The sequence below is a fragment of the Nitrospira sp. genome (assembly GCA_037045225.1).
Taxonomy (GTDB): Bacteria; Nitrospirota; Nitrospiria; order Nitrospirales; family Nitrospiraceae; genus Nitrospira_A.
In genome coordinates this window covers 1,280,372-1,304,708 of record JBAOHZ010000009.1, presented here as the reverse complement: position 1 = coordinate 1,304,708, position 24,337 = coordinate 1,280,372, and the positions used below count along the sequence as shown (strand labels likewise).

The following is a 24,337-nucleotide window of genomic DNA, read 5'->3' as shown; positions in this document are numbered from 1 at the left end:
ACGACATTGTTACACAACATTTCTCTTGGAATGAGGCGCTCGTAACAGACCGGCGGTAGGCTCAGCTTGTATCAGCTACGGATGCTGCAGGTGATCACCGGGAGGTTTCGCATGAGCCGAACGATGACGATCTCCTCAAACTGCCCCCTCCGCCCGGCCGAGCCTCGCCATGTGATCGAAAAAGAGGCGGTACAATTCCTCGCCAGTCTCCCAACCCCGCCGTTCTCCCATGCTGACATCACGGCTGGTTCAGAGAGTGAATTGCAAGCGGCCGTGCTCGGCCTCTCGGAAGATGTCGACCTGGCGCGCACGATTCATAACTCCAATTATCTCCACAATATTCGAGAACGGACGGCGGCCGGGGAGAGTCCCAGGATCGTCATCAAGCAACTGCAGGAGTTCCTGACGTCGCCGGATGCAACCGTCTGGGAAAATTCGTGGGTGCGGTTTCCCCGGCGGCTGTTAAACCGGACTGCCGATCAACTCTTCGAGGGCGATCTTGCGGCCGACAAGCGAGAGGTCAAGGGGCCGCTGCGGACTGACGCCCACCGGTATCTGCTGATGGAACAGGGTGAGGAATGGGTTCGTCTTCCGATCAGTTACCTCTTGAAGCTCACGTTGGCCCAGGTGATCGAAGAGTTTGAACGGGATGCGCCGCCGCTTGCCAGTGAGGGGCGCCGCCTGTTGAATCATTTCCTGAACGACAACAGTTCGCCCGAAACCTTCTCCTTCTTTGTTGCTCCGATGGAGCGGGCGCAGGGGATGGGGAGCGGGATTGCGCGGGAGACGGCGATTCGGTTTCTGCTGACGCATCTGTTGGTGTTGTATGCCAATCGGCAATTCGGCTTGCAGGAGAGCGGACAACAGGTCCTGGTCTATGCGTCACCCCATCCGCCGTTGCGGCAGCGCCGTCTCAACGGACTGGTATCCGATGCGTTTTATCGCGAATTGTTCATGAACCCCTGCTTGTCGGGATGGGAGCGCGGCGAGGAGAAGTCTCAGTACATGGGGCTCTGCCACGAGGTGCTGTCGCGCAGCCAACTGAACGCCGTCGTCCGGTTGAAAGACGCGGGCATCATCACGCGGAACCTCGTTGTATTGCCGGTGACCTCCAACATCAGTCTTGCCAATAACGGTACGCATCTCAGTTTGGGGAGTCGCATCCTCACGCAGGCGCTGCAATCCGGCGGGAAGACGTTCTCGGCGGCGCATGAAAAAGTCGTGGGCGACTTAGTGGTCAAGATCGTGGAGCATTTTCTGCCGCTCTTTGCCGGCACGTACAGTGCCGCGCCCTACCGCATGAACTTTCGCGATTTTCATCCGGAAACGGCATTGGGATTCTTACCGCACGAACTGGACTTTGCGCATTTACGAATGTTGTGGCGCCGGTGGAAGAAGAAAGCGGGTCTTTCGATCTTCGGCCGCTCCATCACACCGGTCGGCCCGTTGTGGGTGGATCGCGCCCTGAGTGCGCTCTTTCAGTTACGCGGCGACTTTCTCCCCGATTTCAGGTTGCTCGACTACTTGGTGTCTCTGCTGTCGACCGATCGGAGTCCGGCTCTCGACGGGATCCAGGGAAACGACCTCCGGCTCAAGCGCGATCTCGGGCAACTCGGGGTGTTCGACGAACGCATGTCGCTCTACTTGTTTTATAAATTGCGCGCAGAGTCGGTGATGGGATTTTCAGGATTTGAGGGACGGCAGTACAGTCTCTTCTCGAATCATCTGGACGATTTTGCCGATGCGGCCAGCTTGCAGGCGCTGGTGACGGCGCTGGCCTTTCGATATATCGCCGACGGCGCGGTGACGCATGACGATATTCCTGACGATCCGTTCACGGAAAGTGAACGACGGCAGTGCATGTTCGCCTCGGCCATCGGCATCGGGACCGTGAATGTGCGCGAAGCCGGGCCGAATCGATTTCTGGCGCGCATCGTGGCCAGAACGCAGAAGACGAGAGTCAGTCGCCGGTATGCAGGGCATCTGCGGGTCCGCGTCGATGACTATCGTCTGGCACTGCTGCAGACGCTTGAAGAAGACGGGGCCGAATTAGTCGAGGAGTTTCAGCTGGCGGATCATCTGGGCCGCTTGCGTGAGCGACTGTTGGCACCGGAGCGCTACAGCGCCGCCGGAAAGTTGACTCGAGGGATTTTGGATTCTATCGGTGCGGACAATCCCATGCAATTGTCCGGCGAGGAGTTTGGGCAGGCGGCAGAGGGGTATTACCGCCGTCAGTTGCGCACCGCGTATGTTCGAGAGGCGCTCGGCTGTGTTCGAGAGGATTTGCAGCCGATCGACGGGGGCGGATCCGATGGCGACAGGCGGGATCGCGGGCTAGCGACGGCGGTGATCGGTCCCCGCTCAGCGGTGGAGGTCCTTGCGGAAGCTGAAGAGGCCTTAGTGTCCGAGACGGCGGATTGCACGACGCTCCGTCATTGCCTGGCCCTCTGTCTGCTCACGATCAGCCGGGGCGGGGCGTCGTCACGCCGGCAGGATGGCCGGTCGCTCGCCTCATGATCGCGCCGCATCAGTATATCGAACGCGAAACCAGCCTGATCAGGACCGAGCGGTTCTGCGGCGATCGGTGGCTCAATTGGGCCTACCGCGCACTCTGGGAGGATGCGGACTGGTTGATGAAGGCCTTGACCTCGCAACGCACGACGCAGGTGTTGGGCTTCTTCAACTACGACCGGCCGTTTACCGCGACCCGGGCGGCGGTGTCGAAGTGCGCCCGGGCGTTGGAGATCGACCTGTCGGAATGCCTGGACCCTTACGATCGGTTGAATACACGGCGACGTCTTTTTCAACGGCGGTTGCGGTACTGGCAGGTGCGGCCGATGGCCGACGATCCACGGGCCATCGTGTCTCCGGCCGATGCCCGATTGCTTCTTGGCTCCTTTGCAGACGACTCCTCGCTGTTTCTCAAAGGGAAATTTTTCGACTACGACGAACTGCTTGGCCGTGACCGATCCCGATGGCGGCGGTTGTTTCAGCAGGGGGACTGGGCGATCTTCCGGCTGACGCCTGACAAGTATCACTACAACCACAGTCCGGTGTCGGGGAGAGTGCTGGACTGCTACGAAATTTCCGGCCGCTACCATTCCTGCAATCCCGGACCGGTGGTGGTGGCGGCCACGCCGTACTCGAAGAACAAGCGTGTGGTGACGATTATCGACACGGAGGTGCCGGGTGGGTCTCGCGTGGGGGTGGTGGCCATGATCGAGATCGTGGCGCTGATGATCGGCCACATCGATCAATGCTACTCCGCCGTCGCGTATGACGATCCCAGGCCCGTTCAGATCGGGATGATGATCGAACGAGGGCGTCCGAAAAGTCTCTACCGTCCGGGTAGCTCAACCGACGTGCTGTTGTTTGAGCCAGGCCGGGTGGCCTTTTGTGACGACCTTGTCCGGAATCGGTTTCGTTCCGGTGTGCAGAGCCGGTTTTCTCAAGGGTTTGGCCGGACCCTCGTCGAGACGGATGTGCGGGTGCGTTCGACGATCGGGTGGAAGCGCGACGGAGCTCCAGATGACCGTCAATAATGCGGCTGCCATGCTGTTGACCCTGCTGTATGCGGGGCTGTTCTGGTGGGCCTTTCGGGTCTTGCCGCGCGAAGGATGGCAGTTCCTGGCGACGGTCCCTCGATCACGGCGTCCGGACGGCCAGTGGACGGGCCTTAATCTGACGTATTACGGAGCGTTCACAGCCAGTGCGGTGCTGATCGCGGTGGCGTTCGTCATCGTGCTTCTGGGGAGCGTCGCGGTGTCGTTGGAATCCATCCTCTGTCTGTCCGTGATCATGCTTGGCGCTTGCGTACCGGCGGCGAAAATCCTGGCTCGGGTCATCGAAGGCAAAGCCAATACCTTGACGATCGGCGGCGCGTCTATGTTCGGGTTGTTTCTGGCGCCCTGGATCGTGGCGGCGATGAATACCGTGTTTCACGCGATGGGGGGGGCGGTCATACCGCTGCCCGCCGTGTTGGCGACTGTCGCGATTGCGTATGCGTTCGGGGAGGGGACGGGGCGTCTGGCTTGTCTCAGCTTCGGCTGTTGTTATGGAGCGCCTCTGAATCAGAGTCATCCCTGGCTGTCCAAATTGTTTGCGCAGCATCATGCGATGTTTGTCGGCCCCACCAGGAAGGCCGCCTACGAACGCAACCTGGAGGCCGTCCCGCTGGTACCGATTCAAGCGATGACCGCCGCCGTGTCTGTCGCAGCGGGCATGGCCGGGCTCTGGCTGTTCTTCAGTGGCCGGATGGTGGCGGCATTCGTGGTGACGGTAGTGGTCACGCAGGTGTGGCGCATCGGATCGGAATATGTGCGCGCCGACTATCGGGGCGAGGGAACGGTATCGTGGTACCAACTGCTTTCGGTTGCCGGCATCGTGTACGTCGTGATACTGGCTGCCTGGCTGGCGGACGTGCCGCACGTTTCGCCGGATCTGCCGCGCGGGATCCGGCTTCTGTGGCAACCCGGTGTGATTCTGTGTTTGCAGGGTTTGTGGCTCGGCATCTTTGTGTTCACCGGCCGAAGTCGGGTCACGACGGCAACTCTGTCTCTGCATGTCGTGAAGGATCAGATTTGATCGGCCGACGACCATCTAGGTCTCGGTTGGCGTCCGTCATCGGTCTGACGTGCTGGATGTTGAATGTTTCCGCGTGGGCGGAGCATGAGTCTCTGCCGTCGGACTACCCGGCCTCGCTGGAGCGGGAGGTGGCTGTTCTGCAATCGCAGATCGCCACAAGCGGGGAAACGGTACAACGGTTGATCGCAGGCGCCGGCTTGTATCTCGATATTGCCGATGACTTGTTCGAGGACGCGCCACAGAAACGTCTCGCCTATGAATCGGCAGCGGAGATGGCGAAGCGTGCCTTGCAACTCGAAGAGCCGAACGCCCAGGCACATTTTCTCTACGCGGCGGCACTGGGAAGCGCGGAGCGAATAAAAGGCCTCGCCAATGCCGGCCTGGTGTTGGGCGAAATCAAAGAGCATGTCCGTCGGGCGATCGAACTTGATCCGGACCACGCGCAGGCGCTCCAAATGATGGGTGGCCTTTGTGCGGAGTTGCCTTGGCTGTTGGGGGGACGCGAGAAGGAAGCCGAGTCGTACCTGCGGCGCGCCATTGCGGCTGATGGCCGCTATACCAATGCCCATCTCATTCTAGCCCGACTCCTCATCAAGCAGGGCCGACCGGCGGAAGCGCGTACACATCTCGACGCGGTGCTCCATGTCGAACACCCGCATTATCCGTATGCCTGGCAACGCAGATTTCGGCCGGAAGCGGAACGATTACTTAAGACCCTATCCCCTTAGGATGTTACCTGAACGTTCCTGCCTGGGTTTCAGCGTGATCGAACAACGCTAATTTACATTCGCTTAAGGGTTTCCTGAGCCTTCTGTCTACCCTCGCGGGGTAGCATTCCCCCTCATGGAGGAGATCGATATGTCCTGCACGCGCTGTTCCGGATTGGTTGTGAGCGATCAATACACTGGCTTGGAAGGGGAACTGACCATTCGGCGCTGTATCAATTGTGGCGCAGTGAGGGAGTCACGAATGGATGTGCAGCGAACCTGGCCGCCGCCCATGAAACGTAGGGAACCCCGCCTCAGGTGCGCCAGCCGTCGTCAGAATATTGAGCTGTCTCATAAAGGAACCTGATCCTGCACCGATCCTCAGCTCCCCTCTCATGATCGGGCACGTGGGTTACCCGCGTGCCCGATCATGTGCGGCGGGCTTGTCGGATGGGACTGTGCGTGGGCCGGGCAGAGACGTATAGAGGGAGTGAGCCTTTGTTATGCTTGGCGCATTTGTCTTAGATGAGGGGCGGGTCATCCAGACCCGGATCGACAACAGGACAGACCTGACTCGAAAAGATTTGATTTGGGTGGATTTGGCCTATCCGAGCCAGCAAGAGCGCGAGCTGGTGCACTCCGTATTTCCGCTCGAACTTCCCGAAGACGAAGAATTGCAGGATTTGGAGGCCAGTGCGCGGTATTACCAGGATCAACATGGCGTGCACATTCGTTCGACGTTCGTCCAGACAGTCGAGGATACGGCGGCGATTGTCACGATGTCCTTCAGCCTGCATCAAGGACGATTGTTAACCGTCCACGATGACGACTTGAGCGTATTAACGCTGTTTCGAATGCAAGCCCGATCAGGGCGACGGATGGTCAGTGATGCAGGGGACATATTGCTCGGTTGTTATGAACTCGGCGTGGAGCGGGACGCGGATGTCTTGGAGCAGATTTATGGAGCCTTGGATGAAGTCGGAGCCGTGGTTCTCAGCAGGAAGGAACACATCACGTCTCGAGTCATGCGCGAGAACGTTGAACGGATTGCCGCGCAAGAGGATCTGAATTCGAAAGTGCGGCTGGATTTGATCGACAACAGGAGAGCCCTCTCCTTTTTACTGCGGAGTCGTGTGCTGTCACCTGAACAAACGCAACGAGTCAAAGGCGTCTTGCGCGACATCGACTCCTTGACCGGGCACACGGGATTTATTTTTGACAAGATAAATTTCTTGATGGATGCCTTATTAGGCATGATCAACCTGGAGCAAAACAAAATTATCAAGATTTTTTCCATCGCGGCGGTGGTCTTTCTTCCTCCTACCCTGGTCGCCAGTATCTATGGAATGAATTTTGAGAATATGCCGGAAATAAAATGGGTATGGGGCTATCCTGCGGCCATTTTCTTCATGCTGATCGCCGGTGCCGCCCCTTATGTGTATTTCAGAAAGAAAGGCTGGTTGGACTGACGCCGGGGGGCCACGTGATGCAAGGCCTGAGTAGAATGCACGCCGCCAACGTAACCAGCGTAAGGGATAGTCCACGCATTGACTGATGGTCAGTCGGAATACCACTGAAGCAAAGGGGGATGAAGATGAAAGTCGATAAGGCCGTTGCGACTCTGCCGACCCGCTCTGCCTCGAACTGCTTGCATCGTCGTGTGCTCGAAAATGTCAGTGATTCTCACGGCAACAAAGCCGATACCTTACGGTGCTGTGAATGTGGCGCCTTTGTGGTCGTTCACATGCAACATCCTGAGCTTTCATGACGGTTGGGTGCTAGGGACCGGATTTCTCCTCCGGCGACCAAGCCGGTCTTCTATCCCTGGAAAGTGTTTTCGTTGCTGCTTGTCTATGGAGAAAGCTCGCGACCCGTCGAGCCAGGTCATCGCGTTTCGTCAGAAATTGGATGACGAGGATGAGCATGCACGCCGATAATTTTATATGAGGGTGTCTTCGTGACCAGCAAGCGCCGTTCCGCGATAGAGCCGCCGAAGAGCCCGCTCGCCAGGAGGCTCGAGATGCTCTACTCAGAGATCCTGGACCGAGTGGGGATGGCCGACTCTGACTTCCGGTCATGCAATCCTGACAGCGCCTGCAGTCGTGACAATTTGCTCGCGTATCTCGCGCTACGCGACCAGGATGTGCAAGACCTGCAGTTTGAGCTCGCCGATCGCGGCCTCTCTTCTTTGGGACGCCTCGAAGGAAGTGTCATGGCTAGCTTGCAACACGTCATGGGTTATGTCGGGGCCATGCCGCCTGAGACAACCCTGTCCCTCCCGGACCTCAATCGGGCCTCCTCCCTCTTGGCACAGCGCAGCCGAGCGCTTCTCGGTCGCCCCCGTGCCGCCAGAAGAACCAGGATTATGGTGACTCTGGATGCCACCATCATTCACCAGGCAGATCTGCTTGACCGATTGTTGCTTGAAGGGATGGATATCGCTCGAATCAATTGTGCTCACGATACTGAGCTTGAATGGGAACAGATCATCAAATCGATCCGATCTGCCGAGGACCGGCTGACGCAGGGTGAGCGGAGCGTGGGGCGACGGTGTCGGATCTTGATGGATTTGGCGGGTCCTAAGGTGCGCACAGGATCGCTGGAGTACGAGACACGTCCGCTAAAATTGGCGGTTCCAAAGGACGCGGCAGGACGGCCCAGTCGACTGCTTGAAGGTCACCTCGATAGCGCGGCTCGGTACACGGAATGGGTTCAACGACCGGGAAAGAGCCTCCAGTTTGTGATCGCAATACAGGCGCCGGGCAATTTGGACGGATTGCGTGTTGGCGAACCACTCCAATTTAAAGACGCCAGAAACCGCCCTCGTACGCTCTACGTGCTGGAGCGCATCAGCCCGACGCACATCCGAGTCGGCCTCGAGCGAACGGCGTATCTGCAGGAAGGGATCCTCCTGCGAGGAGAGGAAGGCCTGAACTTCACCGTTGGTCCCGTGGCACCGCAGCCAGTGGATCTCCGGGTACAGGCGAGAGATCGACTGCACTTGTACCGCAATCCCGAACAACCGGGCCACCTTGCCCGTGACGGTATGCCGGCCGGCATCAGCTGTACTCTCCCGGAAGCGTTGCTATCCGTGAAGACTGGAGACCGCGTCTACATCGATGACGGCAAAATCGCAGCATCCGTCGTAGCCGTCCACGAGCAGTACGTGGCTTTAGAAATCACAGCCCCATGCGGTATCCCGGCGCGTATCAAGTCCGACAAGGGGTTGAACTTTCCGGATTCGTCGCTGAATTTGCCGGCACTCACGGCGCGGGACCGAAAGGACCTGCCATTTGTCGTCGCGCAAGCGAATGCGGTCGGCCTCTCATTCGTCCATCGTCCGGAGGATGTGTACGATCTTCGTGATGCCTTGAAAAAGCTGGGAGTCCCCGACATGGGTATCGTGCTCAAGGTGGAGACGCAAGAGGCGGTGCACCACTTAGCGCAGTTGCTGGTTGCGGGTTTGGAGTTGCCTAGCGTCGGTGTCATGATCGCGCGCGGCGACTTGGCAGTCGAGGTCGGTTTTGAGCGTCTTGCGCGTGTTCAGGAGGATATTCTCTGTCTTTGCGAGGCGGCGCACATCCCGGTGATATGGGCCACGCAAGTGCTCGAGACCTTGGCCAAGAGCGGCCTGCCTGCGCGAGCGGAAATCACAGATGCAGCCATGGGCCACCGGGCAGAGTGTGTCATGCTCAACAAGGGAGAACATGTGCTCGATGCCGTGAAAACTCTCGCCCACCTGCTGCAGGCAGAAGAGCCACACCATGTGAAAAAACGAGAAGTCTTCCGGGAGATCACTCCTCAATTTGGAATATTCACTGACCCAAGTGCGCAATCCTCATGAGCCGGTGATTCGAACCGACCATGGCCAGGAGTTGTGTGGGCGCGCCATGCTGGCAGGGGCTCACGCGCACACCGTGAATGGATCTGCACCGAACATGACTCATACGTGCAAATCGTAAAAAGCCGCAGCAACCGTCTGGCGTCCGACGTCAGACCGCACTGTGTCACTCAGAGCAAACATAAATGCCCCCTTCCGGCGAATCTTGTAGTCACAGAGAGGATATCAATGAAGAATTCGCAAGAGAACGATAAATCCAACCGCACTGGACGAAAAGTCGGAGTTACAAAATCATCCGGGAAAGAAGGTCAGGATCCGCCACGCAAGCCAAAGACAAACAGTCACAAGCGCCCCGCGCCTCCTGAGGAATCGACATCTTCTCTTCCAAAAGGAATGCTGACGCAAGAGGAATTCAGGCTGCGCGTCTCCCGAAAGGCCTTTGAGCTGTACGAAAGGCGTCGAGCGATTACTGCTGTGGAGGATTGGATAGAGGCTGAGCGCCTGGTAAGAATGCAATTATTGAGTGAAGGACAGGCGGAGGGGTCTGTCTAGATATCAGGGCGCACTTCGACCAGAGGGCAGAATGCCAGGCGCAACGCCTTTCCCGGCTCATCCTCGAGCGCCTCCGAGACATCGTCGATGTTTCCCCCCACCTCTTCCTCGTCATCCAACTCTGGTTGCGGCGGTTCAGCCTAGAAGTTCGCCGCCTTTGCCAGCCGCCGATATTACAGACGTCACCGGTTTTGGATCGGGAACGACCGCAGCCGTTGCAACAGACGCCTTGGCCTTGGGCATCCCAGGTTTGGTGCTCTTCATCTTGGGTTTTGGTGCGGGCTTCGGAACAGATTTGACCGCCGGTTTCGCCTTGGCGGGACGCTGGTCCTTCGCCGCCACCTTTTTCTTGGCTAGTTCCGGGGCCAGCTTCTTGACGGTCTTTCTTGCCGTGCCCGATCCGGGCGCAACCGCCGCTTTTTTCGCCACCACTACTTTCTTTGCCGCTTCGGCTTTCCTTGTATTCCTTACTTTGTTCGTCGCGACTTTTTTCGCCCGCCTGGTCTTCGCGACAACGTCTTTCTTTTTCACGCTCTGCGTGCCATGCATCAGCCCGTTGAGTTTTTGAATATCCTCCGCCAGTTGTTCAAGGCGCTTCTCTATGCGGTCTAACCGTTCTTTGGTTTTCTTTTTCATACAATTCCCTCCATGCATTGTGATGGGTACGTTTCGCTGTTCGTGCAATTTTTAATACGATGGTGAAACAAGGCGCTTGCCTTGGCTGCTCTTGTGTGTTGAATCGTTGATTTATGGCGGTCATGTCAGCGAACTTGGTGTCCCAACTTGAGTCTCGTCGAAGCCAGTTTTCGAAGGCAGATGTACACCAGTGGCTTGGTGAGGAGGGGCGGGGCGGCAAAAGTCACCGTACAGATTTTCTGGGACGGCTCAAGTGGAACTGTGAAGGCTTGCCCCATGGTTCGGTTAAACAACATCATCAGTTCGTCATACTCTGCGCGGGTGAGTGCCACCCTCTGTTGATGGAGACAATGCACGGTGGAGGGTTGAGCTTGGGGTCGCTGTGCCTGCGTGTCGTTTGGCTGGCGGTCGATGATTGGCCTTGAGGCCAGGATGTTGGCCATTAACGGTACGAGTATATCGGGGCACTGCATGAGAGATGATGTCGGAGGCGCCATTTAGCGGGGCATTCTGGCAGGACTCCGCCCCACAAGCAACTGAGTGCAGTCGAAACGGGATCCATCATGACATGACCGGACGGGGACTACAGTCTCCACCGCTCGAACGGTTATCGGCCTTCCGTGCGAGCCACCCCCACCTTCCAACCTGTGTCCTCCTTCTCGTAAAGGCTTTTTGAGTGCACCCAAACCTCGCCGTAACATGACGTGAGTAGACTCTCAACACCATCATCATACACGGAGTGCCAGATGGCTGAATTGATCGATTTTTCCCTCCACCTCCTGTTTGGAGGGTTTGTGTTTTTGGGCATCGTCTACCTCTTGCGCGTCGTGTTCTTCTTGTCCTCGCACGAGTAGCCGCTTGCTGCCGAAGGACATCCGACGGTCGGCGAAAGATAAGCGCAGATGACCGTTGTGGCCCACCCGATTCCCTACGTCAGGCTTGAAACCGTTCAAGAGGCTGCGGCCGCATGTCCAGGATCATGCATCGTCATTAGTGACGCCCTCCCGTCAGAAATTGAACAGCTCTGTAGACGCGCCTTCTCTATCAACGCATGACCGCGTCGCGCTCAGCGTGGAAATTTGACCTCACGATTTCGAGACGATTATGCCTTCGTGAAGAATGAGTTACAGATACCGGAGGCGCTCTGTGGCATCTCCATTGCTTTGACAGTGTGTTGTCCGGCGGCACTTGGATTGTCATCTGTATCGAATTGGAGGGCGAAATGGTCACGATGATCGGAGTGGTGACGATGACGGCGTTAGTATGGGTACTCGTTGAGAGCCTGGCACGAGAGTGCGATTCGGAAAGGCGGCGGGTGACAATGGGATCGGAGGGGCGCCCAACTGGTACCCATACCGATGTTCTTGAAACTGTCGAAGAAGCGGCATAACCAAAAGAACCTCCGGCAGTTGGCCTGTGGTGCGGTTGTATTTCATCCAACAGCGAGATCCGTCGGGGTACGCGTTCATTAAAAGCTTGAATGGCAAGTGTAGGAATGTCTCAATAAGCGCTGGATTCTGACAGTGCAGGAACTGCAGCTCGTGATTGAAGCCTGGCGACAGGAAAGCAGTTAAGCCCTGACGCTCAGAACCAGTAGGGTTGTGACACTCCAGGAGTTCATCAGCACCTATCAAATGGACCCATCTGGCAACGGAACAACTTCTTTGGCTGTGGTGTAAGAACCGGTCGCCAAACAGTGAACCTATTGCTGCGGCCAAGTCGCACTGGATTATCTATCCGTTCGACGTGGGATCACGGTTCACATGCACGACCTTGGCCGGCGGGAAACCGTTGAAGTACGTGCTGCTGGCGGCACAGTACGCGCCCATGTTCTCGGCGTAAACCAGTTCGCCCCGATCCAGGTCAGGGAGCTGCTCGGCCAGGCTGATGGTATCGAGGGCGTCGCAAGTAGGGCCAAAGACGGCGCAGATCTGCGTGGGGTCTTTCCTGAAGCTTTTCAAGCGGTACCGGCAGTGGTCGAAGATCACGCCGCTGTAGGTGTGGTAGACGCCGTCATCGAGATAGTAGCAGAGCTTGCCGCCACGGACAGCCTTGCCGATGATTTGTGCGACGGCGGTGGCAGCAGAGGCGACCAGGAAGCGCCCCGGCTCGGCCAGAATCTCAATTGGCTCGGGGAAAAGGCGGTCCAGTTCGGCATTGATTGTTTTGGCCAGGCTCTTGAAGGCAGGAACGGAGTCATCGTAGTGAGCAGGGAAACCGCCACCGATGTCGAGCAGCTTAAGATCGAAGCCGCGGTCTTTGGCCTCAGAGAAGATGCCGGCGGCCAGGTGCAAAGCCTGGATGTAGTTTTGCACGTTCGTGCATTGGCTGCCGACATGAAAACTCAGTCCCTCAACCTGGAGTTTGTTGTTGTGAGCAAAAGCGATCAGGTCCACGGCCTCGCCCGGCAAGGCGCCGAACTTGCTCGACAGCTCTACCATCGAGCCAGTGTTGGGCACGCCCAACCGTAACACGAGACCAGAGTGGGGGGCGTAGCGGGCGATCTTGAGCACCTCCTCGTGGTTGTCGTAGGTGATCAATGGTTTGTATTGATCCAACTGCGTGAGCGTCTCGACGGCTTTGATCGGATTGGCATAGATGATGCGATCCCAAATGAAGTCCTGCCGCTCCTGCGCCGGCAGGTGCTTGATCTTCTCGTGCACGATCAAGAACTCGGCCATGCTGGCGACGTCGAAGCTGGCCCCCACGTCGTAGAACGTCTGCACGATGGCCGGATCGCTGTTCGCCTTGACCGCATAATAGACCTGCACGCGCGGCAGGTGCTTACGGAACTGCTCGTAGTTCTCTCGCAGCACTTTATGGTCCACCACGACCAGCGGGGTGTTATGCATCTTGGCTAGTTGAAGCAGCGTCTTTTGGTCCACGGATCCCCCTTTAGTTTGCGATATCCTCTGACATCTGCGGCACAACATGTCTCAGATGGATCAATCTCGTACTGGCGGATTTAGTCGCCTTCCATAATCAGAAAATTTTTGAACTGCCAGGGGTCGGACCTGTCGAGTTCGGGCTGGTTGTAGCCGCGGAAGAAGTTGGAGTAGTGTTTCAGCGGGTTCCAGTCTGTGGGCGCGGAGATGAACTTCCCCAAGTAGGGCTTGCTGACTTTGAGCACATAGTCGTGGGGCAGGTTATCGGGCACGCACAACCCCCGGCGTGGGTTCTCAAGCATCCACAGGCAGGCAGCAACGACGGAGATGGCCACCTGCATGGTGGTGGCGTTCTGGTGCGGCACCAGACGACGCGCCTCTTCAATGTCGAGGTGGGAGCCGCACCACCATGATTGGTACGGGTGGCCCATCACCAGAACGCCCAGAATGTCAGCCCCGCTGATAATTTCGTCGGTCATAATACGGATACGCGGTTGCAGCCTGTAGTCGGCGCCCCGTAGCTCGTGGAGGGACGCGATAGCGCAATCGCAGGGGCAATAGGCGTAGTGGACCGTGGGTCGGTAGATGGCCTTGTCGCCTTCCCAAACGGTCAGCTTCTCGGTAATGCTGAACGCTTCTCCGTGGCGGACGACCATACCGATAATGTTGTGGTCCGGCGGCACCCAGCTCGCCACGAACGTGTTCATGCCCATCCGCGCCAGGCAGATCTGGCTCTTTGGCCCGTCTGGGTGTTCGTAGGCGAAGGGAGGCAGCTGTTTTTCATGGGTACCCCAGCCCATCTCGGCCGTGGTCGTCCCCTCTTCGCGAAAACCCTCGACGCTCCACGTATTGACGAACTCGTTCACCTGTTTTGGCTGATCAGTGATCTGCGTGTCGCGCTCGCTACAATGAATCACCTTGACGCCGAGCTGGTGGGCCAGGTGGTTGAACTCCTGCGCTTGGGCGTGGTGGGCGATCTTCTCCGCCTGTGTGTCGCTGAACTTCTTGTCCGCCAGAGCCTGCCGGGCGATGTCCAAAAGGGCCTGCTTGGTGAAATGGCTGATCAGACCCGGGTTCGCCCCGTGTTCGACCACCGCCGTCGGCCCCGGTTCGCTCCATTTGGCCATCATCTTCCGCAGATTCATGTGCCGCCAGTACAGTGTCCGCTCAGTCGGGTGCTTGTCGTCTGCCCCGCCGTAGGGGTCCCAGAGCTCCACCGATGTGTTGACATACAGCACGCCTCGGTCGTGGCACCACTGGACGATTTCACAGCAATCGATGTTCCATGCCAGGTCGATGATGAGGTCCCCCACCGAAGCGTGTTGGCCGAGTAGCGTGCCCAGATTCTCCGGCGTCACGCGATCCTTGACAAAGGTCACACCTTGCTTGATCCAAGGTTGCAAAGCCGCCTCGTTGGGCTCAAAGTCTACGATCGTTATGAGTTTGGGATTGACGCTGATGTGCTTCAGCAAAATCGGCAACGCGCATCGCGCGACAGCCCCAAAACCGACGAACAAGATGCGATTCGGAAATGCCAGCATCTGTGAACCTCCCCATCTCAGAATCTGTGGATATCGAGCACTGCGTCGGGTGCCAGCGATCATACGCTCCGACAATCATGGCCTCCCTGTTCAGGAGGGGACGTACTGTAGGGCAGTGAAGAAAATTTTTCCTTTCAATGGTGTTAATAAATGGAAAACTTATTCCTCTTTGACCGCTTCCTGGGGCGTTCAGACCACACGGCCATTCATGCCGATACCGCGCCGCGACGGCGACCCGTTACCGAGTCACGTCTATCTCCTAGTCTGGCTGGCTTCACGGTTGCAGCGCTCATTGCCATCTCTCTTCAGTGCCTCCAAGCTGCGGCAGTTTGTGGGGATTGATCTGGGCCGCGAGCCCGTATCCGATGAGACTACGATGTGCAAGTTTCGCCATCTGCCGGAAATCCACCAGCCGGGCGAACCTCTCTGTGCGCAGATCGGGGAGTATCTGGCGAAGCAGGGCCTGCAGGTGAGCCAAGGGACCATACCGCGGGCTGGCGAAATACCCACTGGCTGTTCATCAGCTGCGGATTGACGAATCTGCGCGTGGCTGGACAGCGCCGGTTGGCGTCGGTCTAGCGGGGGTGTGTGCGAACGAGGTGACGGGCGGCCAGATCGCGGGCGAATCCAGACCAAGACGCTCCCGAACCAGTGTAGTCCTTTCGGATAGCCCCTGTTGACCACCCTAGGAACTGATTGCCCGGCGCAAATGCGAATTCTAGGACCTTCCCTACGTGACTTGATGCCTGCACTGTTGTGCTGAGGATTTGGCTGGGGGCCTATGACGTGGCCGAAGGTTTGAGCCCTCTAGCGGGACAGGAGCGTTTCTATAGATGGAACTATCAACAGTTCAATGGAAGAGATCGGCATTCGACCGCAAGGAGTTCGACTGGCACAGTATCGCGAGGGACATAGCCGAAGAGTGCTCCTGCTTTGTATCCGATGTCGAAGAGATGCTGAACCAAGAAAGACATCAGATTGAGCAAGAGACAGAGAGCAAAGCCTTCATTCCAGTCTTGCCATCAAGCAGGGCCGCCTGGCGGCGGCCCCTGTCCATCTCGACGCCGTACTCCCTATCGAGCACCCGCATTATCCCTACGCCTGGAGGCGCAGATTCCGTCCCGAAGCGGAACGATTGCCCAAGGCGTTTCCCTCTCCCGATTGATGCCGAGCGGTCGGTTCGCATGATGGCCTCGTCGTCGAGTGAGGGGGCACAGTGCTTCAGGAACGGCAGCGCTGGCTATGTGAGATGTCGAAATATCCAAAACAGCGATCCGGACAGGACGATGGACGCCGGGAGGGTCATGACCCAGGCGAGTGCAAGATTCCGAACCGTCTGCCACTGCAAACCCGACCGATTGGCCGCCATGGTGCCTGCGACGCCGGAGGACAAGACTTGTGTTGTGCTGACAGGCAGGCCGAAGAAATCTGCTGCGCCGATGGTCGTCATGGCAACCAACTCTGCGCTGGCGCCCTGACCGTAGGACAGGTGCGTTTTTCCGATCTTTTCTCCGACGGTCACCACAATGCGTTTCCATCCGATCATGGTGCCCAGCCCCAGCGCGATAGCCACGGCAGCTTTGACCCATACAGGGATGTATTTGGTGGCATCATCCAGCATGGATTTATAGTGGAGCAACGTGTCCCTGTCCGATTTTGAAAAGGCCGGTTCGCGGCTTTTGTCCATCCAACGCAGAGATTCCCCCAGCAGGTACATGTCGTTGCGCACATTGGAGGTCTGTTCCGTCGGGATCTGGGCGACGGTGGCATAGGAGGCAATCTGTGTGCGAACAATGCCGCTTAACGCGCGAAGAGCCGGTAATGTGTCGGGGCGAATCTCGTGGGTGCGAAGGTACTCTGCGATGGTCCGCCGTGGGTCCGTCGGAGTGATGGTGGTTGTGCTGTGGCGCTGGAATACGGCTTCCGATTTGCTCGACGCTTCCACGAAGGTGGGTGTGTATGAAATGTCCACGGTGCGATTGAGCGCATAGACGGTCGGCACGGTCCCGATGAGGATCAACATGATAAGACCCATGCCCTTTTGCCCGTCATTGGACCCGTGGGCAAAGCTGACACCTGTGCAGGTGAAAATGAGCAGACTCCGTATCCATAGGGGTGGTGGTGTCTTGCCGCGCGGCGGTTTGTACAACTTCTCGACAGGGATGGCCTTCATGGCGAGCAAGAGGAGGAACGCGGCGGCAGAGAATCCGATCAGCGGGGAAAATAAGAGGGACTTGCCCACGTTGAGGGCCTGGGTCCAATCGACGCCGCTGGTATTCGTGCCGCCGGCCGCCATCAGCTGGTTGGTCAAACCAACGCCGATCACGGAGCCGATCAGAGCATGCGAACTGGAAGAAGGGAGCCCCAAATACCAGGTCCCCAGGTTCCAGAGAATGGCGGCGATCAGCAACGCAAACACCATGGCAAATCCCGCCCCGGCGCTCACCTGGAGAATCAGCTCGACCGGCAGCAGGGCGACGATTCCAAATGCGACAGCCCCGGATGCGAGCATGACGCCGATAAAATTCCAGATGCCGGACCAGGCCACGGCGAGATGCGGCGGCATAGAATGCGTATAGATGACGGTTGCGACGGCGTTCGCCGTGTCATGAAACCCGTTGACGAATTCAAAACCCAGCGCGATCAGGAGCGCAAATCCGAGTAGAACGAACGGCCAGGTCGAAGAGGTGCGAACGTCGGACAAGTCTGAGGTCAGCTCGCCGGCGACATAGATCCCGCCGATGGTGAGCAGAAGCAAGATGAGGAAAAGGCCGATTTGCGACGTTCCGCCTTCGAGGGTCGGCTCGAATGAATCGACGACGGCGGTTTCGACGGGGGGCGGTGTCATGCAGGAGTCCTTTCTGCGGAGAGCCGAGGCCGAACCATGAACGGACTGGGAGTCTGGCAGGGTATCGTTACATGTCGCTGCAAGCCGGATTAAGATCGGGTTAACTATGGGAGAGGGACCCTCGCCTCCAAGCAACGGTTTGTTTTATCATCCAGCGAGAGCGAACCGGGGGGGGACGATGAATAGATGGCAAATGGGGCGGTGTGTGTTGATCGGTGCGATTGTGATGGTCGTCTCGGGGGCCGGCTGCGGTAGTTCGGCAAAACTCATGTCCGGACTCAGCATCGAGGAATTGAAACCGGTACCCGGCATCCTGCCCAGTGCGAGGCTTGTGAAAGGCACCATCCACAGTTTCTCCGGCGATCGCGTGGAGGTTGAGACTGGGGAACCGGCTCCGCGCTACCTGTCGCTCGAAGCCGGCGGAGACGAGGCGCGTGGACTGCAGCCTGGAGGGGCCGTGGAGATCATGGTCAACGATCGTGATGAGATTGTGGCCTACCAGCGAACTGCGGATCAGCCGCCTACGAAAATTTTCCGTGGCTCGCTGGGGAGAGCGTTCAACCCTGAGAAGGAACGGGTGACGATTCGTCTCGATACGGGGCGGGATGTGGGGTTCTATGCGCGCACGGTCGCTATGGAAAAGTTGGCGGCCCTTGAGGTCGGCGAGACCGCCGATTTTGCCGTCGATCGAGCCTATCTGCTCGTCGATGTGTTTTCGCTAGGGAAGCCCCGTGAGCTGGCCCGTGGGTCCTCACCGCGCGCACCGCAATATCGTCTGGATGGGGCATTCGTGACCATTGGTGACGGGCACATGCGTCTGAGAATGAAGATCGATGACATTCAATCGTTTCCGGTGCGTTCGCTGCTGCAGCCGGCCATTGAGCAGTTAGCTCCCAATGAGTTGGTGTCGGTGTATCTCGATGCGCAGGGACAGGTCGTGGACATGGTCAGGAAGAGCGGGCACTGAGCGCCGTCAACGGCGCGTGGGAAGGTCGATGATTCGGGTAATCAACCAGTCATTGAGGCGATCCGGCAAGAGCAGTGCCAGATAGGCGCGGATGGCGGCATCCGAGCCAACGAGATAACGCGTTTTGGGCCACCTCGCGCGCAAAGCATGGGCCACAGCCGTAGCCACCACGCTGGCCGGTTGTGCCTGTTCCCCGGCCGCAGTGGCGGCTTCCTTCACCCGGGTGAAGCCTTGCTGGTACATACCTTTGAGGTCCTGACTCCAGGCTGCGTCCCAGGCATCGACTTCTCTTCTGGTCTTTCCCCAAATAGGTGTGGCAATCGCACCGGGTGCGATGAGTGCGACGCGGATGCCCCAGGGCTGGAGCTCCAGGCGCAAGGCATCGGTGATCGCTTCCAGGGCATGTTTCGATGCGGCATACGGGGCCATGAACGGCATGGAGGCTCGTCCGGCGATGGAGCCCATGTTGATGATGCGTCCTCGTCCCGCGCGGATCAACGGCAGAAACGTTTGGGTGACTGCGATCAGGCCGAACACATTCACCTCAAATTGCCGCCGCCAGGCTGCGAGGGGTAACAGTTCGATTGGGCCGGCAACGCCGATGCCCGCATTATTGACGAGGCCGACGAGACCACGGTCTCCCACCATGGCGGCGACGGTATGACTGGCTGCCGAAATCGAGGCCGGATCGGTGACATCGAGGCGAATCGGCATGAGGCGCGGTCCGGCTTGTTGCTGAAGCCGTTCCCCGTCGGCGGCCTGACGCACGCCCGCGAAGACGCGGTATCCCAGTTTGTCGAGTGCCAGTGCGCAAGCGGCCCCGATGCCGGTTGAGGCGCCGGTGATGACGACGGAGTCGGACTGAGGCGCCGGTGACCACCAATTCAACATCAGCAGGATCTTCCTCTCGGCTGGTCGCGTACCCTATCATAAATTACGGCGTGACCCTACTCCCGGTTTTATCCCGGAGAAGGGGGTTGGGGGCAGGTTTGATGCGGGTGTGAGTATTTGGTCTGGAGAATCGGGCGGGCGCGACGGGTAGATCGTTCGTTTAGGGCTCGTCGCGGAAAGGGGGAGACATGCGGAGAACAAGGTGGAGTCGTGGAGTCATCGTGTTGCTGCTGCTCGGTACGTTCGGCTGTGTCGATACGCAAATCGGTCGCTCGGACACTGCCGGTGTGTATGGGGCTGGTGAGGCCGTGACGGTTCAACCTCGGGAAATCGAGGAGGTGCTGTACAACCCCGGCATGGGCTTTGCCGATTTCCATTTTGGATTCGGGCACCCGCCGACCGCCGAGGAGTATCCGCACACAACCGTGGCTTATTTTCGTTGGCCGTGGGCAGAGCTGGAGCCAGCCGAAGGTCAGTACAACTTTGCCCTCGTCGACCGGGTGATCGAGCAGGCCAAGGCCAAGGGGGAGACACTCGCGATCCGCATCGTATCTGAGTACAAGACCGGCACGCCGCAGTGGCTGCTCGATAAGGGGATCAGGAGTGTGAAAGAGACGGACGGAATTTTCCCGGACTATAACCATCCCATTTTTCTCGACTACCATGAACGGCTCATCCGCGCGTTTGGGGAGCGCTATGGCCGATCAGTCGATATCGACCATGTGGACATCGGTTCCGTCGGATGCTGGGGTGAGTGGAATACGGCTTGTTGCGTCGGTGTGGAAGTGCAATGCAAAGAGTTCTATCCGACGGAGGCGAACCAGATTGCGATTACGGACTGGTACCTGAAGTATTTTGCCGGCACCCCATTGGTGATGCTCCACGGAGGACAACTGAAATATGCGGCATCGCGCGGGGCCGGGTGGCGAGCAGACTGTTTCGGTGACTACGGCTATTTCAGTCCTGACTGGAATCATATGGAACATGCCTACCTTCCGGTCCTCGAAGAGGCGGTCATTGCGAATGCCTGGAAACGTGGACCGGTGCAGATGGAGGTCTGCGGGTACATTCACGAGTGGTACGATCGTGGGTTTGATCTCGACCGTATTCTGGCTCAGGGGTTGGAGTGGCATGTCTCGGTGCTGAATGCGAAATCGAAGCCCGTGCCTGCCGCCTGGCGACCGCGGTTCAATGAATTTCTGAAACGGATCGGGTATCGCTTCGTCCTGCGCGAACTGACGCATACAGCGGAGAGTCATCCCGGCGGGCCGCTCGTCCTTCAGTCGCGTTGGGAGAATAAGGGGGTGGCGCCGATCTATCACGCCTGGCCGTTGGCCTATCGGCTACGATCGAGCTCGGATCAGGTCGTGGCGCAGTGGACCAGTTCCGTGGATCTGAAGCAATGGCTGCCGGGACCTTCGCCCCGGGTGGAAGATCGGGTGGTGGTGCCGGAGACCATTCCGGTCGGCTCGTATCACCTGGATGTGGCCATCCTCTCCGAGGATGCCCGTTCCGCCCATGTCGAGTTGGCCATTGAGGGGAAACGGACGGATCGGTGGTATGCGGTGTCACGCGTGGAGATTCGATAAGACTTCGATGTGTATTCAGGAAGGACGGTCGGTGTGGATGAGGCGAAGCAGGATTGTATGGCGGTCTATGAGCGCTTCTGGGGAGTGGTGTTATGCGACCATCGTCGGCTCGATCGGCTGAAGCTGGAGGATCGTATCCACCCGGTTTCCCTTCCCTCGGTACTCGATCCGGTCGAAGCTCAGTTTGTTGGCCATGGCGATTCCACGGCCATGGGTATCGGCGGCCCGTTCAGGGTCAAAATCTAAGTACTTTTGCCAATCAAACCCGTTGCCTTGATCGGTGATTTGTAACGAGATCAGGCCCGGCCGGCGGTAAAAATTCGCGGTGGCCACACGGGTGGAGTAGGGGGCCTCGTTCAAGCGGCGGGCGATTTCCTTCTCGAGGTTGTCTTCCTCGAGGAGGCGCGTTTTTTGCGCGTAGCCGATATTTAAGTTGCCATGTTCGACGGCATTCAAGGCCAGCTCGAGAATGCCGGTGACCACCCGGGTGGGATCAGGATAGGCATGCGCTATCAGCATGGCCAGATTTTTCGCTTCGTCCGGTGTCTTGAACGTGAAGACGCCCGAGTCCAGCAGGTGCATAGCCGTCGTCGTCCGGTGAAGATCCTGGCGCAATTCCAGGTAGTTGCTGTGATCTCGGATGGCCGCGTCGACGATGGCTTGCAGGGTTGCTTTGTCGAACGGCTTCCCCAAATAGTAATAGGCTCCGGCCTGTAAGGCTTCCTGTGTCTCCTGCGGTGTCGCCGCCGAGGTTTGCATGATGACGGGAACCTGGCTCAGGATGGAATGTTGTTTCATTCTGTGTAGGACTTCCATCCCATCCATCCCTGGCATGATGCGATCGAGGAGTATGGCGTGGAACCGATCCGGTGCTCGCTCCAGCATCTCCCAGGCTTCGACGCCGCTGTTCGTCGTGGTGCACACATATTTCTTCTCGTGTAGGAATTCGAGCAGGATATTGAGATTAAGTGGAGAATCATCCACGAGAAGTAGGTGTGCCTGCGAGGAGATCATGATATCTGGCACCTCCGATTGCCGTCCTGGCTGACGGGGGGCTGACGCATAGTTGTACGTCTTGCATCGGGACACAAGGCGCTGATACCCCTATCGGATGTTCACTGAAAATACTGAAGTGCGCAGGAATGAAGGATATGCCGAAAGACTCCACCGGAGGATATCCTCCGGTGGAGTCTTTCTGGGAGGGGGCTACTGCTTGACGATGTCCAGCAATTCCACTTCGAAAATCAAGGTGGCGCCTGGCTTGATGACCGGGGGTGATCCACGGTCCCCGTACGCGATTCCTGACGGGCAGACCAGCTTGCTCTTTCCGCCGACTTTAATCAGCTGCACGGCTTCAGTCCAACACTTGATGACCTGGTTCAGAGGAAACGTGGCGGGTTCGCCCCGCTTGACGGAGCTGTCGAACACGGTTCCATCGGTCAGGGTGCCGTGATAATGAACCTTCACCGTATCGGTGGCCTTCGGCGTGGCACCCTTGCCTTCCTTGATCGTCGTGATGATGGCGCCTGATTCCGTTTTCTTCGCGCCCGGCTCTGCCGCTGCCTTGGCGAGGAACCCCGCCCCGGCTTTTTTCTCAACCTCGGCCAGCGCGGTGGAGCGGACTTGCTGCAGCTGTTGAATCTTCGGGCCATACACCTGCAAGTCGACTTTGTGAGGGTGTTTTAAGACGCCATCGACCAGACCAGCTTTGACGAATTCCAGCTCGGATTCGTTTAAGGTGAATGGGCCGAGTGATTGGCTGATGGCCGCGCCGAGGGCATAGAGCGTTTTCTGCTCATCGTTGGCCGGTTCGGGGGCGGCCCAGGCGAGTGAGGACATGAGAAGCACCACTGCGGAGACGGCACCGGTCACATGACGCATAGACGATCCTTTCTGATGAAAAGCCTGACTACGCTCACCATATGCCAGGGAACCCACGCGGCTCAAGAAAATTCTTGGGTCGGCTGCTGAAAATGGCCGCCCGCTTCCTTCTCAGTCTGGATTCTCGGTGCAGCCTTGCCGGGAGGTGCGGTCAGGAGAGTGCGGCTCGCCCGTGCGGGCTCTCCAGATCCAATTGCGGTCCAATGGGCACGATGCGGGTGGGGTTGATGTCGTCATGGGTGACGTAATAGTGCCGCTTGATATGATCAAAATCGACGGTCTCCGCGATGCCTGGCACCTGGTAGAGGTCTCTCAGGTAGCCGGAGAGGTGGGGATAATCGACGATGCGCCGGAGATTGCATTTGAAATGCCCGTGGTAGACGGCATCGAACCGGAGCAAGGTGACAAACAACCGCCAATCGGATTCGACGAATTGCGCGCCGAAGAGGTAGCGCCGGTCACGAAGCCTGGTGTCGAGTTCATCCAGAGCGCTGAAGAGCGACCGCGCCGCCTGTTCGTAGACCTGTTGGGAGGTCGCAAATCCGGCTCGGTACACACCGTCGTTCACTCGCTCGTATAAGAAGTCGTTCATCGCATCGATTTGAGTACGGAGGGCTTCCGGGTACAGGTTCAGCGGGTTGGTACTGAAGCGATTGAACTCGTCGTTGAAGATGCGCATGAGGTCATCGTCGGAGTTGTTCACGATACGGTGTGTCACCCTGTCCCACAACACCGGAACCGTGACGCGCCTGCGATAGTGGGGGTCGGTGGCACGATAGGCTTCGCTGAGAAAGTGAAATCCGTTGGTGGTATCGAGGGAGTGGCCGGGGCCGTTGCGAAAGGCCCACCCCTGTTCGTCGCGGATGGGATCGACGACCGTCATGCCGATGACGTGAGTGAGTCCCTTCAGTGCGCGAACGATGATCGTCCGGTGCGCCCAGGGACAGGCGAGAGAGACATAGAGATGATACCGCCCCGCTGCTGCCGGGTAGCCGGAGCGGCTATCCTCGGTGACCCAATGCCGAAACGCATCGGTTTGCCGTTTGAATTCACCGGTGTCGGTCTGTTCGTTTGGAAACTGGGGTTGTCCCGCCATTGAGCTGTTCTCCTGAGGAGTTTCACCATAGGCAGAACGCACGTGTGTCGTCAATGGGTTCGGGGGTGTGGCGGGCTGCGGTCGTAGCCGACGAACGAGGGTCGATTGTGCGGCGGGGTGCGATGAGGGGCGGCAAGATCCCATCCGACGGAAAAGAGCACGAGCAGCCCGGCGGCGGGGTCTGCTTCGTGCGGGCCGTGGTTTCCCGGGGCGGTAAGGGTTCGTTGGCGATGAGCCCGTCGCCCAGGACTCGGGTATCCAGGTCCAACGTGCCACCGATTCCCAAGTTGAAACTGTAGTGGTCCTGTCGATGTGGGCG

At 58.3% G+C, this 24,337-nt stretch carries 18 protein-coding genes; 10 read left to right on the top strand and 8 right to left on the bottom strand.

From position 1 onward, the window contains the following. The first annotated feature begins 111 nt into the window (after positions 1-111). The 7 genes from V9G17_06700 (at position 112) to V9G17_06670 (ending at position 9,684) form a co-directional block, all read left to right on the top strand. A complete protein-coding gene (locus V9G17_06700; protein ID MEI2752275.1) occupies positions 112-2,517 on the top strand; it encodes a hypothetical protein in 2,406 nt (801 codons plus the stop codon). Next, a complete protein-coding gene (locus V9G17_06695; protein MEI2752274.1) occupies positions 2,514-3,542 on the top strand; it encodes a phosphatidylserine decarboxylase in 1,029 nt (342 codons plus the stop codon). Before V9G17_06700 ends, V9G17_06695 begins: the two co-directional genes overlap by 4 nt. Next, positions 3,529-4,584, top strand: coding sequence for a prolipoprotein diacylglyceryl transferase family protein (locus tag V9G17_06690; GenBank protein ID MEI2752273.1), 1,056 nt, complete (start codon positions 3,529-3,531; stop codon positions 4,582-4,584). Before V9G17_06695 ends, V9G17_06690 begins: the two co-directional genes overlap by 14 nt. Then, positions 4,581-5,312 carry a tetratricopeptide repeat protein gene (locus V9G17_06685; protein MEI2752272.1) on the top strand — a complete coding sequence of 244 codons (732 nt, stop codon included), beginning with the start codon at positions 4,581-4,583 and terminating at the stop codon, positions 5,310-5,312. Before V9G17_06690 ends, V9G17_06685 begins: the two co-directional genes overlap by 4 nt. A gap of 482 nt (positions 5,313-5,794) precedes the next feature. Then, positions 5,795-6,760 carry a magnesium/cobalt transporter CorA gene (gene corA / locus V9G17_06680; GenBank protein ID MEI2752271.1) on the top strand — a complete coding sequence of 322 codons (966 nt, stop codon included), beginning with the start codon at positions 5,795-5,797 and terminating at the stop codon, positions 6,758-6,760. A 488-nt stretch (positions 6,761-7,248) separates the two neighbouring features. Then, positions 7,249-9,135: a pyruvate kinase gene (locus V9G17_06675; GenBank protein MEI2752270.1), complete on the top strand. Its 1,887-nt coding sequence runs from the start codon at positions 7,249-7,251 to the stop codon at positions 9,133-9,135. Between the two features lie 225 nt (positions 9,136-9,360). Next, a complete protein-coding gene (locus V9G17_06670) occupies positions 9,361-9,684 on the top strand; it encodes a hypothetical protein (GenBank protein ID MEI2752269.1) in 324 nt (107 codons plus the stop codon). A 135-nt stretch (positions 9,685-9,819) separates the two neighbouring features. On the opposite strand, the gene V9G17_06665 is transcribed toward V9G17_06670, so the two are convergent. The 3 genes from V9G17_06665 to V9G17_06655 all read right to left on the bottom strand — a co-directional run bounded on the left by V9G17_06665 (position 9,820) and on the right by V9G17_06655 (position 14,746). Continuing rightward, positions 9,820-10,320 (bottom strand): hypothetical protein, encoded by a 501-nt coding sequence (locus V9G17_06665; protein MEI2752268.1) that lies wholly within the window; start codon positions 10,318-10,320, stop codon positions 9,820-9,822. Between the two features lie 1,733 nt (positions 10,321-12,053). Next, positions 12,054-13,205: a type III PLP-dependent enzyme gene (locus tag V9G17_06660; GenBank protein ID MEI2752267.1), complete on the bottom strand. Its 1,152-nt coding sequence runs from the start codon at positions 13,203-13,205 to the stop codon at positions 12,054-12,056. Between the two features lie 80 nt (positions 13,206-13,285). Then, positions 13,286-14,746 carry a saccharopine dehydrogenase C-terminal domain-containing protein gene (locus V9G17_06655; protein ID MEI2752266.1) on the bottom strand — a complete coding sequence of 487 codons (1,461 nt, stop codon included), beginning with the start codon at positions 14,744-14,746 and terminating at the stop codon, positions 13,286-13,288. A 115-nt stretch (positions 14,747-14,861) separates the two neighbouring features. On the opposite strand from V9G17_06655, the gene V9G17_06650 reads away from it, so the two are divergent. Then, positions 14,862-15,281 carry a hypothetical protein gene (locus V9G17_06650; protein MEI2752265.1) on the top strand — a complete coding sequence of 140 codons (420 nt, stop codon included), beginning with the start codon at positions 14,862-14,864 and terminating at the stop codon, positions 15,279-15,281. Positions 15,282-15,986: 705 nt separating this feature from the next. On the opposite strand, the gene V9G17_06645 is transcribed toward V9G17_06650, so the two are convergent. Then, a complete protein-coding gene (locus tag V9G17_06645; protein ID MEI2752264.1) occupies positions 15,987-17,594 on the bottom strand; it encodes an inorganic phosphate transporter in 1,608 nt (535 codons plus the stop codon). A 178-nt stretch (positions 17,595-17,772) separates the two neighbouring features. Between V9G17_06645 and V9G17_06640 the strand changes: the two genes are divergently transcribed. Next, a complete protein-coding gene (locus V9G17_06640; GenBank protein ID MEI2752263.1) occupies positions 17,773-18,561 on the top strand; it encodes a hypothetical protein in 789 nt (262 codons plus the stop codon). Positions 18,562-18,567: 6 nt separating this feature from the next. Here V9G17_06640 and V9G17_06635 read toward each other — a convergent pair whose 3' ends face one another. Next, the gene (locus V9G17_06635) at positions 18,568-19,452 is read right to left on the bottom strand and encodes an SDR family oxidoreductase (protein MEI2752262.1); all 885 of its coding nucleotides are present in this window, start codon (positions 19,450-19,452) and stop codon (positions 18,568-18,570) included. A 188-nt stretch (positions 19,453-19,640) separates the two neighbouring features. On the opposite strand from V9G17_06635, the gene V9G17_06630 reads away from it, so the two are divergent. After that, the gene (locus V9G17_06630) at positions 19,641-21,041 is read left to right on the top strand and encodes a DUF4832 domain-containing protein (GenBank protein MEI2752261.1); all 1,401 of its coding nucleotides are present in this window, start codon (positions 19,641-19,643) and stop codon (positions 21,039-21,041) included. 90 nt (positions 21,042-21,131) lie between these two features. Here the strand turns inward: V9G17_06630 and V9G17_06625 are convergent, their stop codons facing one another. The 3 genes from V9G17_06625 to V9G17_06615 form a co-directional block, all read right to left on the bottom strand. Continuing rightward, positions 21,132-22,055: a response regulator gene (locus tag V9G17_06625; GenBank protein ID MEI2752260.1), complete on the bottom strand. Its 924-nt coding sequence runs from the start codon at positions 22,053-22,055 to the stop codon at positions 21,132-21,134. A 192-nt stretch (positions 22,056-22,247) separates the two neighbouring features. Next, positions 22,248-22,922 carry an FKBP-type peptidyl-prolyl cis-trans isomerase gene (locus tag V9G17_06620; protein MEI2752259.1) on the bottom strand — a complete coding sequence of 225 codons (675 nt, stop codon included), beginning with the start codon at positions 22,920-22,922 and terminating at the stop codon, positions 22,248-22,250. 151 nt (positions 22,923-23,073) lie between these two features. Then, complete coding sequence (locus tag V9G17_06615) at positions 23,074-24,018, bottom strand: glutathione S-transferase family protein (GenBank protein MEI2752258.1); 945 nt, start codon at positions 24,016-24,018, stop codon at positions 23,074-23,076. Positions 24,019-24,337 lie beyond the last annotated feature (319 nt).

What these genes read in the sequence shown, in the direction of transcription:
- V9G17_06700 (MEI2752275.1), top strand. Translation starts at nt 112, where the DNA reads ATGAGCCGAACGATGACGATCTCCTCAAACTGCCCCCTCCGCCCGGCC.
- V9G17_06620 (MEI2752259.1), bottom strand. Translation starts at nt 22,922, where the DNA reads ATGCGTCATGTGACCGGTGCCGTCTCCGCAGTGGTGCTTCTCATGTCC.
- V9G17_06695 (MEI2752274.1), top strand. Translation starts at nt 2,514, where the DNA reads ATGATCGCGCCGCATCAGTATATCGAACGCGAAACCAGCCTGATCAGG.
- V9G17_06635 (MEI2752262.1), bottom strand. Translation starts at nt 19,452, where the DNA reads ATGTTGAATTGGTGGTCACCGGCGCCTCAGTCCGACTCCGTCGTCATC.
- V9G17_06640 (MEI2752263.1), top strand. Translation starts at nt 17,773, where the DNA reads ATGAATAGATGGCAAATGGGGCGGTGTGTGTTGATCGGTGCGATTGTG.
- V9G17_06665 (MEI2752268.1), bottom strand. Translation starts at nt 10,320, where the DNA reads ATGAAAAAGAAAACCAAAGAACGGTTAGACCGCATAGAGAAGCGCCTT.
- V9G17_06655 (MEI2752266.1), bottom strand. Translation starts at nt 14,746, where the DNA reads ATGCTGGCATTTCCGAATCGCATCTTGTTCGTCGGTTTTGGGGCTGTC.
- V9G17_06645 (MEI2752264.1), bottom strand. Translation starts at nt 17,594, where the DNA reads ATGACACCGCCCCCCGTCGAAACCGCCGTCGTCGATTCATTCGAGCCG.
- V9G17_06670 (MEI2752269.1), top strand. Translation starts at nt 9,361, where the DNA reads ATGAAGAATTCGCAAGAGAACGATAAATCCAACCGCACTGGACGAAAA.
- corA (MEI2752271.1), top strand. Translation starts at nt 5,795, where the DNA reads ATGCTTGGCGCATTTGTCTTAGATGAGGGGCGGGTCATCCAGACCCGG.
- V9G17_06690 (MEI2752273.1), top strand. Translation starts at nt 3,529, where the DNA reads ATGACCGTCAATAATGCGGCTGCCATGCTGTTGACCCTGCTGTATGCG.
- V9G17_06630 (MEI2752261.1), top strand. Translation starts at nt 19,641, where the DNA reads ATGCGGAGAACAAGGTGGAGTCGTGGAGTCATCGTGTTGCTGCTGCTC.
- V9G17_06615 (MEI2752258.1), bottom strand. Translation starts at nt 24,018, where the DNA reads ATGGCGGGACAACCCCAGTTTCCAAACGAACAGACCGACACCGGTGAA.
- V9G17_06625 (MEI2752260.1), bottom strand. Translation starts at nt 22,055, where the DNA reads ATGATCTCCTCGCAGGCACACCTACTTCTCGTGGATGATTCTCCACTT.